The sequence below is a fragment of the Stutzerimonas stutzeri genome (assembly GCF_024448935.1).
GTDB classification, from domain to species: domain Bacteria; phylum Pseudomonadota; class Gammaproteobacteria; order Pseudomonadales; family Pseudomonadaceae; genus Stutzerimonas; species Stutzerimonas stutzeri_AO.
On sequence record NZ_JAMOIE010000004.1, the window covers coordinates 1 to 14,953 of the forward strand.

Here is a 14,953-nt window from a genome sequence, read left to right on the forward strand (position 1 = left end):
GGCAGGCCAAGGTCTGTTCCCCTTTTTATTTGCACGTGTGTGAATCAGACGTTGCGCTCGAGGTCTGCCACGGTCGTATTGATCCAGTCTTCGGCGCGCTGACTGAGCTCAGCTGCTGCACGAGGACCTTCGCTCTCAGCGTGCATGGCTGGGCCGATGACAACCTGGATGGTTCCTGGTCGTTTACCCCACCCCGACTTCGGCCAGAACGTACCGGCATTGTGTGCTACCGGCAAGATCGGCAGTCTGGCGTTGACTGCCAAGGCAGCACCGCTGCGCGAGAACTTGCCAACCTGCCCGACAGGAACGCGCGTCCCCTCTGGAAAAATCAGCACCCAGGCGCCTTGCTCTAGCCGCTCCAATCCCTGTCTAGCAACCTGGCGCAATGCCTCTTTGGGGTTTTCGCGGTCAATTGCTATCGGCTTGAGCAGCCGAATCGCCCATCCAAAAAACGGGACGTTGAGCAATTCACGTTTGAGCACCTGGCTCAACGGCTCGAAGTAGGCCGAAAGAAAAAACGTTTCCCAGGTGCTCTGGTGTTTGGAAAGAATCACGCAGGGCTTTTGCGGAATGTTCTCCGCGCCGCTCACTTCATAGCGCAACCCGATGATGGTCTTGGCCAACCATACGGCGCTGCGACACCAGGTCTGAACCACGAACCGGTAGCGCGTGCGGAACGACATGAAGGGTGCGAAAACCAGACTGACCAAACACCAGGCGAAGGCCGTGAAGGACAGCAGCAAGTAGAACACCAGGATGCGTATCGGCAGCAAGACGTTCATCGTTTGGCTCCCAACAGATGATCGACCACGGCTGCCAAGTCATCGAACACCTGGGTGCCGGTTGGGAGCGGACCTTTTGCCGTCTTCGAGCCCTTTCCGGTGCGAACCAGGTAAGGAATGCCGCCGAGGCGCATCCCTGCATGCAGATCGCGCTGGCTGTCGCCCACCACCGGGACACCTGCGAGGCTTTCAAGATGAAAGTGCTCGGCGATCTGCTCGAACAACCCCGGCAGTGGCTTGCGGCAATCACAGCCATCGTCGGGGCCATGCGGGCAATGCACGATCAGATCGACGCGACCGCCCTCTTCCATCACCAGCTGCTGCAGTTTGAAATGCATGTCGCCCAGTGTGCTGGCGTCGAACAGGCCGCGGGCCAGGCCGGACTGGTTGGTGGCGACCGCCACCGTCCAGCCAGCCTTGCATAGCCGTGCGATCGCCCTGATCGAGCCCGGGATCGGAATCCATTCTTCCAGGCTCTTCACGTAGGTGTCGGAGTCCTCGTTGATCACGCCGTCGCGATCCAGCACGATCAGCTTCACCGGCTTAGCCAAGGGCGGAAATATCGGCAACGCCAAGGAACAATCCTCTCAACCGGGCAAGCAAGGCATAGCGGTTGGCGCGGACCGAAGCGTCTTCGGCGTTGACCAGTACCGCCTCGAAAAAGGCATCCACCGGACCGCGCAGGTGCGCCAGCCGCTCCAGCGCCTCGCGATACTGACGATCCGCAGCCAGGGGCTGCACGGCGTGTTCGGCCTGTTGCAACGCAGAATACAAAGAGAACTCGGTGGCATTGTCGAAGTAACGAGGCTCGACGGTTTCCGGCAGCGTTGCGTCGAACTTGCTCAGCAGATTGGAGACGCGCTTGTTCGCCGCTGCCAGCGCTTCGGCTTCCGGCAGATCGCGGAACGCCTGTACGGCTTGCACGCGCTGATCGAAGTCCAACGCTGAGCTCGGCTGTACGGCACGAACCGATAGATAGGACGCCACCTCGACACCCTCGTCTTCGTACCGCGCACGCAAGCGATCAAAAATGAAATCGAGGACCTGATCGGCCAGGCCTTCAGTCTTGACCTGACCTCCGAACTGGTTGATGGAGAAGCGCACGGCGGCCACCAGATCCAGATCCAGACGCTTTTCGATCAGGATGCGCAGAATGCCCAGGGCCGCGCGGCGAAGCGCGTAAGGGTCCTTGCTACCGGTGGGAAGCATGCCAATGCCGAAGATGCCCACCAGCGTATCCAGCTTGTCGGCCACCGCCAGGATGGCACCTGTGTGGGTCACCGGCAGCGCTGCGCCCGCACCGCGGGGCATGTACTGCTCATTCAATGCCAGGGCGACGTCGGTGGGTTCACCATCGTTGACGGCGTAGTAATAACCCGCAATCCCCTGCATCTCCGGAAATTCGCCGACCATCTCGGTGGCCAGGTCGCATTTGCTCAGCAGGCCCGCGCGCGCCGCCCACTGGGCATTGCCTTCGGTGCGTTCGGCGATGAATGCGGCCAGCCTGGAGACTCGCACCGCCTTGTCGTACACAGTCCCAAGCTGAGCCTGGAAGACCACGTTCTTCAGGCGCTCATTGAAGCTGTCGAGCTTCTGTTTCTTGTCCTGCTTGAAGAAGAACTCGGCGTCGGTGAGGCGCGGACGCACCACTTTCTCGTTGCCCGCAACGATCTGCGCCGGGTCCTTTGATTCAATGTTGGCAACTGTGATGAAGCGCGGAAGCAGCTTGCCGTTGGCGTCCAGCAGGCAGAAGTACTTCTGGTTGTCCTGCATGGTGGTGATCAACGCTTCCTGTGGTACTTCCAGGAAGCGTTCTTCGAACGAACACACCAGCGGCACAGGCCATTCGACCAGCGCGGTCACTTCGTCCAACAACGCTGGCGGCACGATAGCGCTGCCGTTCTGCTCGCTGGCCAGCTGCTCGACACGCTTGGCGATCAGCTCGCGGCGTTCGGCAAAATCGGCAATGACATGAGCGCCGCGCAGGTCTTCCAGATAGCTTGTCGGCTTGGAAATGCGGACTGGGCTCGGGCTGTGAAAACGATGGCCGCGCGACTCGCGACCGGCGCGTTGAGTCAGGATGGTGCAGTCAACGACCTGATCACCGAACAGCATGACCAGCCATTGGGTGGGTCGGACGAATTCTTCCTTGCGCGCGGCCCAGCGCATGCGCTTGGGAATCGGCAGCTCGTTAAGCGACGTCTCGACAATGCCGGGCAACAGCTCGGCGGTTGGCTGACCGGGAATCGAGCGGCTGTACCGGAGTTTGGGGCCGCTGCGGTCGACTTCGGCAAGGTCCACGCCGCACTTGCGCGCAAAGCCCAGGGCGGCCTGGGTCGGTTCGCCTTCGGCATCGAAGGCCGCCTGCAGCGGCGGGCCGTCGAGGTTGATGCTGCGATCAGGCTGCTCGCTGTCGAGCTGCTCGATCAGCACGGCGAGGCGTCGGGGTGCGGCAAACGCCTGTACCCGACCGTGGCTTAGGCCGGCTTCTTTCAAGCCCTTCTCGATACCCGAACGGAATGCGTCGGACAACTTGCCCAAGGCCTTGGGCGGCAGCTCTTCGGTGCCGAGCTCGACCAGGAAATCCAGTGCACTCATTCTGCAGCCTCCAGCTTGGCCAGTATTTCGTCACGCAGGTCCGGGGTGGCCATGGGGAAGCCGAGTTTGGCGCGTGCCTGCAAATAGCTCTGCGCCACCGAGCGAGCCAGTGCCCGCACGCGCAAGATGTACTGCTGCCGCGCAGTCACCGAGATGGCACGGCGAGCATCCAGCAGGTTGAAGGTATGCGAGGCCTTCAGCACCATTTCATAGGTGGGCAACGGCAGCTCCAGTTCGATCAACCGGTTGGCTTCCGATTCATAGAAGTCGAAGAGTTCGAACAGCTTGTCGACGTTGGCGTGTTCGAAGTTGTAGGTGGACTGTTCCACCTCGTTCTGATGGAACACATCGCCATAGGTGACGGTGCCGAACGGGCCGTCCGTCCAGATCAGGTCGTAGACCGAGTCGACGCCCTGCAGATACATCGCGAGTCGCTCGAGACCGTAGGTGATTTCGCCAGTAACGGGATAGCACTCGATGCCGCCGACCTGCTGGAAGTAGGTGAACTGGGTGACTTCCATACCGTTGAGCCAGACCTCCCAGCCGAGCCCCCAGGCGCCCAGCGTCGGTGATTCCCAGTTGTCTTCGACGAAGCGCACGTCGTGTACCGAGGTGTCGATGCCGATGCGACGCAGCGACTCCAGATACAGGTCCTGGATGTTGTCCGGGTTGGGCTTGAGCACCACCTGAAACTGGTAGTAGTGCTGCAGACGGTTGGGGTTCTCGCCATAACGACCATCGGCCGGGCGACGCGAAGGCTGGACATAGGCCGCGTTCCAGGTTTCAGGACCGACAGCACGAAGGAATGTGGCGGTGTGGAAGGTACCGGCGCCCATTTCCATATCGTAGGGTTGCAAAACGACGCAACCCTGCTCTGCCCAATAGCTTTGCAGGGCGAGGATCAGGTCTTGGAAGGTGCGCACGGCAGGCGTAGGCTGGGTCAAAATTTCACCTGTGCTGGCTTCGACAGAAAGCCTCGGAGTATACCCGATAACGGCTCCGACCCGTGGTGGCCCGTGCCTTGCGCTCGCACGTCACGGTGGCTGCGCAATCGGCTCGTTGCCTCTTTCAAGGACTGGAACATGCCACGTTGCGCCTGGTGCAGTGATGATCCGCTGTACGCCGAGTACCACGACAGCGAATGGGGAGTGCCCACGCGTGATCCGCAGGTGCTTTTCGAGTTCCTCATCCTCGAGACCTTCCAGGCCGGGCTGTCCTGGATCACCGTGCTGCGTAAGCGTGAGCGCTATCGCCAGGTACTGTTCGGTTTCGATCCACGGCGCCTGGCGCAGATGAGTGACGCGGAGATCGACGAGCGCATGCTCGACCCCGGTATCATCCGCAACCGTCGAAAGCTCGAAGCGGCACGGCGCAACGCCCGGCTGTGGCTCGAACGGGAAGACCCGGTCGGTTGGCTGTGGTCATTCGTCGGTGGCCAGCCTAAGATCAATCATTTCGAGTCGATCCGAGAGGTCCCTGCGGTGACCGCCGAAGCCGAGGCCATGAGCCGCGCGCTGAAGAAAGCCGGTTTCAGCTTTGTCGGGCCAACCATCTGCTACGCCTATATGCAGGCCTGCGGCATGGTCATGGACCACACCATTGATTGTGATCGTTACGCGGTATTGAGCGGTGCGTCGACCAGCGCCTGGCCTGAGACCGCTTCGCGGTTAGTCCAGCGCTCGAAGCAGTTACACTAGCGGCTTTGGTTTTCGGGAGAAATCCTTGGACACGTTCAAAGGTGCGCTGCTGGTTGGCTTCCTGCGCCTGTTTGCCCTGCTGCCCTGGCGCGCGGTGCAAGGCATGGGAGCCGTTATCGGCTGGTTGATGTGGAAACTGCCCAATCGCTCCCGCGAGGTCGCCCGGACCAACCTGGGGAAATGCTTTCCCGAACTCGATGCCGCCCAGCGGGAACGGCTGCTGGGGCAGAGCCTGCAGCAGATCGGCAAGACCTTCACCGAAAGCGCCTGTGCCTGGATCTGGCCAGCGGACAAGACGTTGCGTCTGGTCAAGGAAGTCGAGGGGCTGGAAGTGCTGGAGCACGCCCTGGCCTCGGGCAAAGGGGTCGTCGGCATCACCAGCCATCTGGGCAACTGGGAAGTGCTCAATCACTTCTATTGCGCGCAATGCAAACCGATCATTTTCTACCGCCCGCCGAAGCTCAAGGCGGTCGATGATCTGCTGCAGCGTCAGCGCGTGCAGCTGGGCAACAAGGTCGCGCCCTCGACTCGCGAAGGCATCATCAGCGTGATCAAGGAAGTCCGCAAAGGAGGCGCCGTTGGGATTCCGGCCGACCCGGAACCCAGTGAGAGCGCCGGCGTGTTCGTGCCCTTCCTCGGTACCCAGGCACTGACCGGCAAGTTCGTACCCGGCATGCTCGCTGGAGGCAAAGCGGTCGGGGTATTCCTCCACGCGTTGCGTCTGGAAGACGGATCAGGCTACAAGGTCATTCTCGAGGCGGCGCCGCCGGGAATGTATGACCAGGACATCGAGGTCGCGGTTGCAGCCATGAGTGGTGTCATCGAACGCTACGTGCGCACCTGGCCGACCCAGTACATGTGGACCATGAAACGCTTCAAGAAGCGCCCGGCCGGCGAGCCCCGCTGGTACTGAAAACCGCTAAAGAAGACAACAGGAACGTCGAATGGCAAATCAGCGACAGCATCCGCGCGCACCCATGAAGTGCCGTATACGCATCACTCATGAATCGTTTGGTGAAGTATTCGCCCACACCCGCGATCTGTCCGATGGCGGCGTCTACGTCAAGCATCCGCAGCTGACCGAGCTGCAGCCGGGGATGGTTGTCAGTGGCCAGGTTCAGGATCTGCCGATTCCTGCGCCTGTGTTGCAGATGGAGGTGATGCGCGTTGATAGTGAGGGTGTCGGGTTGCGCTTCGTTGAGGATCGTTAAACGGCCATAAGCGGCTTTGAAGCGTCGCGCGTTAAGCTGTGTTGTGTTGTGTTGTGCGGCCTAGCCTAGCCTAGGCGCTGGCCTGCTTGTTCAGCTTGCGCAGAAATATGCTCATTTCCTTCTCGGCCTGCTTGTCGCCGTGCGCTTGCGCCGCGACCAGGCCCTGCTCCCAGGCGCGACGGGCTCCGTCATTATCGCCGCTGGCCTGCAATGCCTTACCGAGTAGCTTCCAGGCCGCCGAATACCTGGGATCCTGTTCGACGCAGCGTTGCAGGTGTGTAGCGGCAAGGGCTGCCTCGCCTGCGTCCAGGTAGCCCTTGCCGAGGCCGAAGCGCAGCATGGGATTGTCCGTGCCCTTGGCCAGCATGATTTCCAGCGATTCGAGCATTGCCCTGCCCTCGTGAGATTTGCCGCCAAATGCGCCCCATTTTGCCCGACTAGCTTGCCTGAGTCACCGCGCTGAGGAATTCCTGCGTGCGCGTCTCCTTGGGGTTGCCGAACAGCTCATCCGGCGTACCCATTTCATGGATGCGCCCCTCATGGAAGAAGCAGACGCGATCGGCGAACTCGCGGGCGAAGCCCATCTGATGGGTGACCATCAGCATGGTCAGGCTGTGCTCCTCTCCCAGGCGCCGGATCACATTGAGCACCTCGCCGCAGAGCTCCGGATCCAGTGCCGAGGTCACCTCGTCGAACAGCATCACTCGGGGCCGCATGGCCATCGCACGGGCGATGGCTACCCGTTGCTGCTGGCCCCCGGAGAGCTGGGCCGGGTAATGCTCGAGCTTGTCCTCCAGCCCGACCATCGCCAGCAGCTCGTCAGCGCGTTCCCGAGCTTCTTTTTTCGACAGTCCCAGCACCTGTACAGGCGCTTCCATCACATTTTGCCGAGCGTCCATATGCGGGAACAGGTTGAAGCTCTGGAACACCATGCCGACCTTGCCGCGCACGTGGCGCTGGTAACGGCCACTGGCCGGGACCAGATGCCCGTCGGATGCGGGCATGTGGGTGAGCGGCTCGCCATCGACCTCGATAATCCCTTCGTCTATGGTTTCCAAGGTCATCAACGCGCGCAGCAGGGTCGATTTACCCGAGCCACTGGGGCCGATGATCGCGACCTTCTCACCCTTGGCGACTTCCAGATCGAGATGGTCGAGGACGGTGAGGCTGCCGTAGCGCTTGGTCACCTGATTGAAGCGCACCAGGGGCTCGGCCATGTCGTTGCCGGTCAGGGAATTGGTATTCGGCGTGGCATCGAGATGCGGGGGTGTATTCATCGGGCGAGCTCCAAGCGATTTTCAAGGCGGCGGACGCACCAGGCCAGGCCCAGGCTGAGAATCAGGAAGAACAAACCGACCAGGGTGATCGGCTCCAGGTAGCGAAAGCTCTCGGAGCCGATGTTCTTGGCCTGCTGCATGATTTCGACCACGGTGATCGCCGAAAGCACCGGCGTGTCCTTCAACATGGCTACGAGATAATTACCAAGTGCGGGCAATATCGGGCGCAGGGCCTGGGGCAGGATGACATCGCGGTAAGCGGTCAGTGGCTTCATGTTCAGCGCCGTCACCGCCTCCCATTGGGCACGCGGAACCGCATCGAGCCCGGCCCGATAGACCTCCGCCGTATAGCAGGCATAGTGGACGGCGATGGCGAGGATGCCGGCCTGCAGGGCGCTTAGGTTGATCCCGTAGTTGGGGAATACGTAAAACAGGAAATAGGCCTGGATCAGCAGTGGCGTACTGCGGATGAATTCGATCAGGCCGGTAGCCGGCCAGGATAACCAGGCGCGCCTGCTGCGGCGGGCGACGGCTAGCAGCAGGCCGAGTACCACGGCGATGGCGAAGCCGCTAACGGTGATGCCGATCGTCTTCAGCGAGGCCTGCAGCAGTTGGGGCAGGATCTCCCAGGCAAACTGCCAATCGAAGAAATTCATGCCAGGCCCCCTTTGATCCGACCGCGGCTGAGACGCCTTTCGACCAGGCGCATGGCGAGATTGATCCCCTGGGCCATGATGAAGTACATCAAGAGCGCCATGCCGAAGATCTCCAGGGTCATGAAGGTCGCCTGGTCCAGCTGTCGGGCGCGGAAGGCGAGGTCCGAAATGGTGATCAGCGACACCAGCGACGTGTTCTTCAGCAGCTCAATCAGTAGATTGGTCCCGGGTGGTATTGCAGCCAGCAGCGCCTGCGGCAGGATGATCCGAGTGAACCGCTTAAACGGCGACATGTTCAGCGCCACGCAGGCCTCGTGCTGCCCACGCGCCACCGAGCGAATGGTGCCGCGCATGACTTCCGCTCCGTAGGCCCCGATGTGCAGGCCCAGGCCGAGCACGGCGACGGCGAACGCGGAGAGCTCCACGTAGAACGGTGGCATTGGCAATACGAAATACAGCCAGAACAACTGAACCAGCAGGGAGGTGCCACGAAACACCTCGATATAAGCGATCGAAAACCAGCGCAGCGGGGCGAACGGCGACAAACGACCGAGGGCACCGAGCACGGCACAGGCGATTGCCAGTAGCGAGGCCCAGAAGGTGATCTGGAGTGTCACCCAGGCACCCTGAAACATGAGGGGAAGGAGTTCGCCCATAGGTTCGATACCTCTATCGCAGGAACGAAACCACACGAACGGATAACGCCGCGTCGATGAAGGCCGCGGCGCTCCGCTCGTGGATTACTGGGCGCAGAGCTGCGCGGCGGTCTTGTCAGTGATGTTGGACTCGTCGAAACCGAACGGCTCGACGGTCTTCAGATGCTCTTCGCTACCGAGCCACTGTTTCAGTTCGGCATTCACTGCATCGCGCAAGGCGGTATCTTCGGGGCGGAACGCCAGGGCGCCGTAGCCGGTATGTGCCGGATCGTCCTTGAATTCGCTGATCGCCTCGAGGGAATCACCCCCCTTCTCGGCCAGGCCCTTCATGGTCAGCTGGGTGCCTACTGCGGCGTCTGCGCGGCCGCTGCGCACCGCCTGCCACTGGGCAGTGGTGTCGGGTACCTGCAGGATCTGGTCGTCGCTGATACCGCCGTCGCGGGCATAAGCCAGGTTCACCGTGCCGGACATGATCGCCAGTTTGGCACCGCTCTTGGCGATGTCCTCGTAGCTGTGCAGGTTCTTCGGGTTACCCGCTTTGACCAACAGGGTGTCGGGTAGCTGATATTGCGGGTCGGTGAAAATCACCTGCTTGCAGCGCTCGGGCGTGATGTACATGCCGGCCGCGATCAGATCGAAGCGCCCGGCCCGTAATCCGGGAATCAGCGAACCCCACTCGGTAAGGACCGGTTTGATGGTTTCGATACCCATCCGCTGGAAAATCTTTTCGACGATCTCGGGCGATTCGCCTGTGACGCTGCCATCGGTGGCGGTGTAGGCGAAAGGCGTTTCGTTGGCATAGCCGATGCGGACGCTGTTGCTTTCCTTGATCTCATCGAGGGTGTCGGCCTGGGCCAGGCTTCCAAGCGAGAGGCCGGCCAGTGCGGCGGAGGCGAGCAGCAGCTTGCCGAAACGGAAAGGACGTGCGCGATTCATCGTGATTCTCCTGTGCTTTTATGGTTCGCAGGCGGACCTGCTATGTAGGAGGGCAGTTTCAAGAGCATCAGGTCAGGGCATTCCCAGCCTCAGCGCGGCGTTGGACTTCTTTTTGTGGAGACGTGCGCCGCGTTTCGCCAGGCGAGGATAACAAAAGCCGTTTTGAACAATGGATTGTACTAGGACAATTGCATGACACTGCGCTTCGGCCGATCCTGTCGGCTCGACTGAAGGTGGATCGTCATGCGCAACTGGAAACAGGCGTTGCTCGCTGCCCGTAGCGGCGCGTCGAAATACAAGCTGCTGGTTACCGCCATCGCAACCGACATCGAGCAGGGCAACCTGCAGGATGGCCAACGCCTGCCGCCGCAGCGGCTGCTGGCCGAACAGCTCGAAATCAGCGTGCAGACGGTGACCAATGCTTATAAGGAGCTGGAACGCCAGGGCTGGGTGCGCTGCGAAGTCGGGCGTGGCAGCTTTGTCAGCCGGCGTATCAGCGAGCGCGTCGCCAGCTCGATGCTTGACCGGGGTGAACATTCGCTGCTGGACTTCTCTACGGCACGCATCATCCGTACCGATACCCACGACCGTTACTGGAGACAGACCTGCGAGGAATTGGCCGCCGAGCATGAACAGCCGTGGATTCATGCCTGCCGTCCGATCGCCGGCTTCGAGCACCACCGCGAGGTCGGCGTGCAATGGCTCGCCGGGCTGGGATTGACGGTAGAGCTGCAGGATCTGCTGTTGACCAATGGTACCTCCCACTCGATCTTTCTCGCCCTCGCCTCGCTGGCGGGACCGGACGATCTGGTTCTCTGCGAAAACTGTACCGACCACGGGGTGATCGGCACTGCCCAGGTCCTTGGCTTCACGCTCCAGGGCGTGGAGACCGATCGCTATGGCCTCGATCCGGAGCATTTCGAGGATATCTGTGGCAATGAACGGGTCACCGCGCTGGTCTGTACGCCGAACCTGAACAACCCCACCAACACCATAATGCCGGACATGCGCCGCCGCGAGATCGCCGAGATCGCGCGCCGCTACGGTGTCTATGTGGTCGAGGACGACGTTTACGGCCCGCTGCTCGGCGAGCAGCGCGACGCCTTGCCGATCAGCCACTACCTGCCAGAGTTGTCCTTCTACTGCACCAGCCTGACCAAGTCGGTACTCACCGGCCTGCGCATCGGCTATCTGGCCATGCCGCGGCGGCTGGCGCTGCGCACCGAAAGCATCCTGCGAGTGAACAGCTGGATGGCCGCGCCCCTGCTCGGCGAAATTGCCACGCGCTGGATCGAGCGCGGCCAGGCTGATGAACTGGTGCATCTGCAGCGCGAGCTGATCGCTGGGCGTCAGGCTGCGGTGACTGCCGAACTGGGCGATTATCTGCGCGGCAGTCACCCGTTTTCCCTCAGCGCCTGGCTGAACGTGCCCGACCACTGGGATCTGGAGGCGCTGCAGCACGAACTGCGCCGGCGCGGGATCGCGCTGACCCTGCCCGACCCTTTCCTGCCACCGGGGACCCGGCGTCCCAGGGCGATGCGCCTGTGCGTCGGCGCCGAATGCGATGAGGAGCGCTTGCATGAAGGGTTGTCCAGCATCCGTGAGGTCTTTGAACAGTTTCCGGAAATCCATGAGTTTCGTGGCGCGCGCTAAAACGGGTCAATGTGCACCAAGTGGTATCGAGCGAATAGCTGCAGGCCCCGAAACAGGGCGTATTGGGTCTGCCGAGCGGCACAATTACGGGGCGAAAATAAAGAGTCCTAGTACATTGTGCTGCTGAAATCGGCGCTCCTACACTCGGCGCCATTCACCAGCGGAATGTTCGCCATGCAGCCGATTCTTCTTGACCAGCTCTTCGAGGCACGTGAGCGCATCCGCGGTCTCGTTCGGCACACGCCGCTGGAGCGTTCGGCGTCGCTCAGTCGACTGCTCGGGGTGCCGGTTTGGTTGAAGCTGGAATCGCAGCAGGCCACCGGCAGCTTCAAGCTGCGCGGGGCGAGCCACGCAGTAGCGCAGTTGTCGGATGCGCAGAAACGCCTCGGCGTGGTTACTGCCTCCACCGGCAATCACGGCCGTGCGCTCGCCTTCGCTGCGCGGCAGCAAGGGGTCAGGGCCATCGTCTGCCTGTCGCAGTTGGTGCCGTCGAACAAGGTGCAGGCGATCCGCGACCTCGGCGCCGAGGTGGTCATCGTCGGCCACAGCCAGGATGCCGCGCAGATCGAGGCCGAACGTATCGCCCGCGAGCAGGGCGCTGCCTTCATTCCGCCTTTTGACCATCCCCACATCATCGCCGGCCAGGGCACGCTCGGTCTGGAGCTTCTCGATCAGTGCCCGGACGTCGCCGAGGTTTTGCTGCCGCTGTCCGGTGGCGGCCTGTTCGCGGGTGTCGCGCTGGCGCTCAAGCATCAGCGCCCAACGATCCGCGTTCATGGCATCAGCATGCGTCGTGGTGCGGCGATGCACGCCAGTCTCGAGGCTGGCCATCCGGTCGAAGTGCAAGAGTGCGCCAGCCTGGCCGATTCACTCGGCGGCGGCATCGGCCTGAACAATCGCTACACCTTCGCTCTTGTCCGCGAGCTGGCCGACAGCGTCCAGCTGCTTGACGAGCCGGCGATCGCCGCCGGCATGCGTCATGCCTACCACCAGGAGCGACTGGTGCTCGAAGGGGCCGCCGCGGTGGGCATCGCCGCCCTGCTGGAGCGATCGATCGAACCGCGTGGGCCGGTGGTCGTGGTGATCAGCGGCCGTAACGTGGATACCGGTCAGCATCTGCGCGTACTCAACGGCGCCAACGAATAACTCAACCCAACCCAATCAACCTTGCTACCGGTCCGTCCGGAGCATCCTCGATGGAGATCAACATGGCCGAGACCATCCTGCTCAGCGAAACCGATCTCCGCGCCTGCCTGGCCCTCGATCCGGCCAGCCTCGACGCGGTCGAACAGGCATTCCGCCTGCTCGCCACCGCGGCGGTGGCGATGCCGCCGATCCTGCGCCTGGACATTCCCGAGCACAACGGCGAGGTCGACGTGAAGACCGCCTACCTGCCCGGTCTGCCGCGTTTTGCCATCAAGGTCAGCCCCGGGTTCTTCGACAACCCGACGCTCGGCCTGCCCAGCCTCAACGGGCTGATGATGCTGTTCTCGGCGCGCACCGGGCTGCTCGATGCCCTGCTGCTGGACAATGGCTATCTCACCGCGGTGCGCACGGCCGCCGCCGGGGCGGTGGCGGCGAAATGGCTGAGCCGGGCGGATGCCAGCCGCGTCGCCATTCTCGGCGCCGGCGAGCAGGCGCGTCTGCAGCTGGCGGCCTTGCGGCTGGTGCGCGACATTCGCCAGGTGCGCATCTGGGCCCGCGACCCGGCGAAGGCGGCGGTATTCGCCGGCGAGTTGGAGGGGCTCGACGTTCGGGCCATGGATAGCCTGGACGCCACTCTGGACGGCGTCGACATCGCCGTGACCGCTACCCCCAGCCGTACGCCCTTGATCCAGACGCACCATTTGCAGACAGGCCTGCACATCACCGCCATGGGCTCGGATGCCGGGCACAAGAACGAGATCGCTGCCGCCGCGCTGGCTGCATGTGATCTCTATGTCGCCGACCGGCTCAGCCAGACCCGGGTGCTCGGTGAACTGCACCACGCGCTAGAAGCGGGCGTGGTGGACGACTCATCGTCCTTTGCCGAACTCGGCCAGGTGATCGCCGGGCAACACCCCGGACGCACCTCGGCCGGCCAGGTCACCCTGTGCGACCTGACCGGTACCGGCGCGCAAGACACTGCCATCGCCAGCTTCGCCTTCGACCGGGCGCGCGCAGCGGGCAGGGGTTTCATCTTCAACCCCTGATCTTCAGACGCGAGCCTACTCGCGCTCGGGCCACACGCCCCGGCTCGCGAGCCAGCTCGCCCCTGCAGAGCAAGCGCGGTCCACCCACGAGGGCAAAGAAGATGTCCGAAATCGTCGTCAATCTCCCGTTCAGCCGGGAGGAATATGCGTTGCGTATCGCCAAGGTTCGCCAGGCCATGGCCGCCCGTGGTATCGAGTTGCTGATCGTTACCGACCCGTCGAACATGGCCTGGCTGACCGGCTATGACGGCTGGTCGTTCTACGTGCATCAGTGCGTGCTACTGACGCTCGAGGGCGATCCGCTGTGGTTCGGCCGTGACCAGGACGCCAATGGCGCACGCCGCACGGTGTTCATGGGCGACGACGATATCGTCGGCTACCCGGACCACTACGTGCAGTCCAGCGTGCGTCATCCGATGGACTACCTGTCCCGCGAGGTGATCGCCGCGCGCGGCTGGGAGCACCTGGCCATTGGCGTGGAGATGGACAACTACTACTTCAGCGCGGCGGCCTTCCGCTCGCTGCAGCAGCACCTGCCGCATACGCGCTTTCTCGATGCCACCGCGCTGGTCAACTGGCGGCGGGCGGTGAAATCGCCACAGGAGATCGAGTACATGCGCGTCGCCGCGCGCATCGTCCAACGCATGCACGAGGCGATCTTTGAGCGCATCGAGCCGGGGCTGCGCAAGAACGAACTGGTTGCGGACATCTACCGCGCCGGCATTCTCGGCGTTGACGGGCACGGTGGCGACTACCCGGCCATCGTGCCGTTGCTGCCGACCGGCGCCGACGCCAGCGCGCCGCATCTGACCTGGAACGACAGCCCGTTCCGGCTGGGCACCGGCACCTACTTCGAGGTTGCTGGCTGCTACAAGCGTTACCACTGCCCGCTGTCGCGCACCATCTACCTGGGCAAGCCGCCGGCACACTTTCTCGAAGCCGAGCAGGCCGTGGTCGAGGGCATCTCCGCGGGTCTTGCGGTGGCGCGCCCGGGCAACACCACCGGCGACATCGCCCGCGCCTTCCTCAGGGTGCTCGACAAGTTCGACCTGCAGAAGGACAGCCGCTGTGGCTACCCCATCGGCATCAGCTACCCGCCGGACTGGGGCGAGCGGACCATGAGTCTGCGCCCGAGCGATGAAAGCGTGCTCGAGCCGGGCATGACCTTCCATTTCATCCCCGGGTTGTGGATGGATGATTGGGGCCTGGAAATCACCGAAAGCATCCTGATCACCGAGACCGGGATGGAAACCTTCTGCGACTTGCCACGCAAGCTTTACGTCAAGGACTGAGCC

At 62.6% G+C, this 14,953-nt stretch carries 16 protein-coding genes; 7 read left to right on the forward strand and 9 right to left on the reverse strand.

Annotated elements, in window-relative coordinates; all coding sequences use genetic code 11:
• Positions 1-44 precede the first annotated feature (44 nt).
• From NA637_RS01755 to glyQ, 4 genes are read right to left on the reverse strand one after another with little or no spacing between them, the layout of a single operon-like run.
• Positions 45-782: a lysophospholipid acyltransferase family protein gene (locus NA637_RS01755; protein ID WP_256070712.1), complete on the reverse strand. Its 738-nt coding sequence runs from the start codon at positions 780-782 to the stop codon at positions 45-47.
• Complete coding sequence (gene gmhB, locus NA637_RS01760) at positions 779-1,321, reverse strand: D-glycero-beta-D-manno-heptose 1,7-bisphosphate 7-phosphatase (RefSeq protein WP_256070823.1); 543 nt, start codon at positions 1,319-1,321, stop codon at positions 779-781. The genes NA637_RS01755 and gmhB overlap by 4 nt, the downstream gene beginning before the upstream one ends.
• A gap of 4 nt (positions 1,322-1,325) precedes the next feature.
• A complete protein-coding gene (gene glyS / locus NA637_RS01765) occupies positions 1,326-3,380 on the reverse strand; it encodes a glycine--tRNA ligase subunit beta (protein WP_256070713.1) in 2,055 nt (684 codons plus the stop codon).
• A complete protein-coding gene (gene glyQ, locus NA637_RS01770) occupies positions 3,377-4,324 on the reverse strand; it encodes a glycine--tRNA ligase subunit alpha (RefSeq protein ID WP_256070714.1) in 948 nt (315 codons plus the stop codon). The genes glyS and glyQ overlap by 4 nt, the downstream gene beginning before the upstream one ends.
• 138 nt (positions 4,325-4,462) lie before the next feature.
• Here glyQ and NA637_RS01775 point away from each other — a divergent pair, with 138 nt between their 5' ends.
• From NA637_RS01775 to NA637_RS01785, 3 genes are read left to right on the forward strand one after another with little or no spacing between them, the layout of a single operon-like run.
• Positions 4,463-5,077, forward strand: a complete 615-nt coding sequence (locus tag NA637_RS01775; protein ID WP_256070715.1) for a DNA-3-methyladenine glycosylase I — start codon at positions 4,463-4,465, stop codon at positions 5,075-5,077.
• 25 nt (positions 5,078-5,102) lie between these two features.
• Positions 5,103-5,990, forward strand: a complete 888-nt coding sequence (locus tag NA637_RS01780; protein ID WP_256070716.1) for a lysophospholipid acyltransferase — start codon at positions 5,103-5,105, stop codon at positions 5,988-5,990.
• A gap of 31 nt (positions 5,991-6,021) precedes the next feature.
• Entirely contained in the window at positions 6,022-6,288 is a 267-nt protein-coding gene (locus NA637_RS01785; RefSeq protein WP_256070717.1) for a PilZ domain-containing protein, read from the forward strand.
• Positions 6,289-6,358: 70 nt separating this feature from the next.
• Here NA637_RS01785 and NA637_RS01790 read toward each other — a convergent pair whose 3' ends face one another.
• The 5 genes from NA637_RS01790 to ehuB form a co-directional block, all read right to left on the reverse strand.
• The gene (locus NA637_RS01790; protein WP_256070719.1) at positions 6,359-6,676 is read right to left on the reverse strand and encodes a tetratricopeptide repeat protein; all 318 of its coding nucleotides are present in this window, start codon (positions 6,674-6,676) and stop codon (positions 6,359-6,361) included.
• Between the two features lie 49 nt (positions 6,677-6,725).
• Positions 6,726-7,505, reverse strand: coding sequence for an ectoine/hydroxyectoine ABC transporter ATP-binding protein EhuA (gene ehuA, locus NA637_RS01795; RefSeq protein ID WP_256070825.1), 780 nt, complete (start codon positions 7,503-7,505; stop codon positions 6,726-6,728).
• Between the two features lie 56 nt (positions 7,506-7,561).
• Positions 7,562-8,221 carry an ectoine/hydroxyectoine ABC transporter permease subunit EhuD gene (gene ehuD, locus NA637_RS01800; protein ID WP_256070720.1) on the reverse strand — a complete coding sequence of 220 codons (660 nt, stop codon included), beginning with the start codon at positions 8,219-8,221 and terminating at the stop codon, positions 7,562-7,564.
• Positions 8,218-8,877 (reverse strand): ectoine/hydroxyectoine ABC transporter permease subunit EhuC, encoded by a 660-nt coding sequence (gene ehuC / locus NA637_RS01805; RefSeq protein WP_256070721.1) that lies wholly within the window; start codon positions 8,875-8,877, stop codon positions 8,218-8,220. Before ehuC ends, ehuD begins: the two co-directional genes overlap by 4 nt.
• Positions 8,878-8,961: 84 nt before the next feature.
• Positions 8,962-9,813, reverse strand: coding sequence for an ectoine/hydroxyectoine ABC transporter substrate-binding protein EhuB (gene ehuB, locus NA637_RS01810; RefSeq protein WP_256070722.1), 852 nt, complete (start codon positions 9,811-9,813; stop codon positions 8,962-8,964).
• A 243-nt stretch (positions 9,814-10,056) separates the two neighbouring features.
• Between ehuB and NA637_RS01815 the strand changes: the two genes are divergently transcribed.
• From NA637_RS01815 to doeA, 4 genes are all read left to right on the forward strand, one after another.
• A complete protein-coding gene (locus NA637_RS01815) occupies positions 10,057-11,466 on the forward strand; it encodes a PLP-dependent aminotransferase family protein (RefSeq protein ID WP_256070723.1) in 1,410 nt (469 codons plus the stop codon).
• A 174-nt stretch (positions 11,467-11,640) separates the two neighbouring features.
• Complete coding sequence (gene eutB, locus NA637_RS01820; protein WP_256070724.1) at positions 11,641-12,612, forward strand: hydroxyectoine utilization dehydratase EutB; 972 nt, start codon at positions 11,641-11,643, stop codon at positions 12,610-12,612.
• Between the two features lie 62 nt (positions 12,613-12,674).
• The gene (locus NA637_RS01825; protein WP_256070827.1) at positions 12,675-13,658 is read left to right on the forward strand and encodes a cyclodeaminase; all 984 of its coding nucleotides are present in this window, start codon (positions 12,675-12,677) and stop codon (positions 13,656-13,658) included.
• 101 nt (positions 13,659-13,759) lie between these two features.
• On the forward strand, positions 13,760-14,950 hold the full coding sequence (gene doeA, locus NA637_RS01830; protein ID WP_256070725.1) for an ectoine hydrolase DoeA: 1,191 nt from the start codon (positions 13,760-13,762) through the stop codon (positions 14,948-14,950).
• Positions 14,951-14,953 lie beyond the last annotated feature (3 nt).

Excerpts from the sequence above, each read along its gene's own strand:
- NA637_RS01755 (WP_256070712.1), bottom strand. The coding sequence starts at position 782 with ATGAACGTCTTGCTGCCGATACGCATCCTGGTGTTCTACTTGCTGCTG.
- glyS (WP_256070713.1), bottom strand. The coding sequence starts at position 3,380 with ATGAGTGCACTGGATTTCCTGGTCGAGCTCGGCACCGAAGAGCTGCCG.
- NA637_RS01775 (WP_256070715.1), top strand. The coding sequence starts at position 4,463 with ATGCCACGTTGCGCCTGGTGCAGTGATGATCCGCTGTACGCCGAGTAC.
- NA637_RS01785 (WP_256070717.1), top strand. The coding sequence starts at position 6,022 with ATGGCAAATCAGCGACAGCATCCGCGCGCACCCATGAAGTGCCGTATA.
- NA637_RS01790 (WP_256070719.1), bottom strand. The coding sequence starts at position 6,676 with ATGCTCGAATCGCTGGAAATCATGCTGGCCAAGGGCACGGACAATCCC.
- ehuA (WP_256070825.1), bottom strand. The coding sequence starts at position 7,505 with ATGGCCGAGCCCCTGGTGCGCTTCAATCAGGTGACCAAGCGCTACGGC.
- ehuD (WP_256070720.1), bottom strand. The coding sequence starts at position 8,221 with ATGAATTTCTTCGATTGGCAGTTTGCCTGGGAGATCCTGCCCCAACTG.
- ehuC (WP_256070721.1), bottom strand. The coding sequence starts at position 8,877 with ATGGGCGAACTCCTTCCCCTCATGTTTCAGGGTGCCTGGGTGACACTC.
- ehuB (WP_256070722.1), bottom strand. The coding sequence starts at position 9,813 with ATGAATCGCGCACGTCCTTTCCGTTTCGGCAAGCTGCTGCTCGCCTCC.
- NA637_RS01815 (WP_256070723.1), top strand. The coding sequence starts at position 10,057 with ATGCGCAACTGGAAACAGGCGTTGCTCGCTGCCCGTAGCGGCGCGTCG.
- eutB (WP_256070724.1), top strand. The coding sequence starts at position 11,641 with ATGCAGCCGATTCTTCTTGACCAGCTCTTCGAGGCACGTGAGCGCATC.
- NA637_RS01825 (WP_256070827.1), top strand. The coding sequence starts at position 12,675 with ATGGCCGAGACCATCCTGCTCAGCGAAACCGATCTCCGCGCCTGCCTG.
- doeA (WP_256070725.1), top strand. The coding sequence starts at position 13,760 with ATGTCCGAAATCGTCGTCAATCTCCCGTTCAGCCGGGAGGAATATGCG.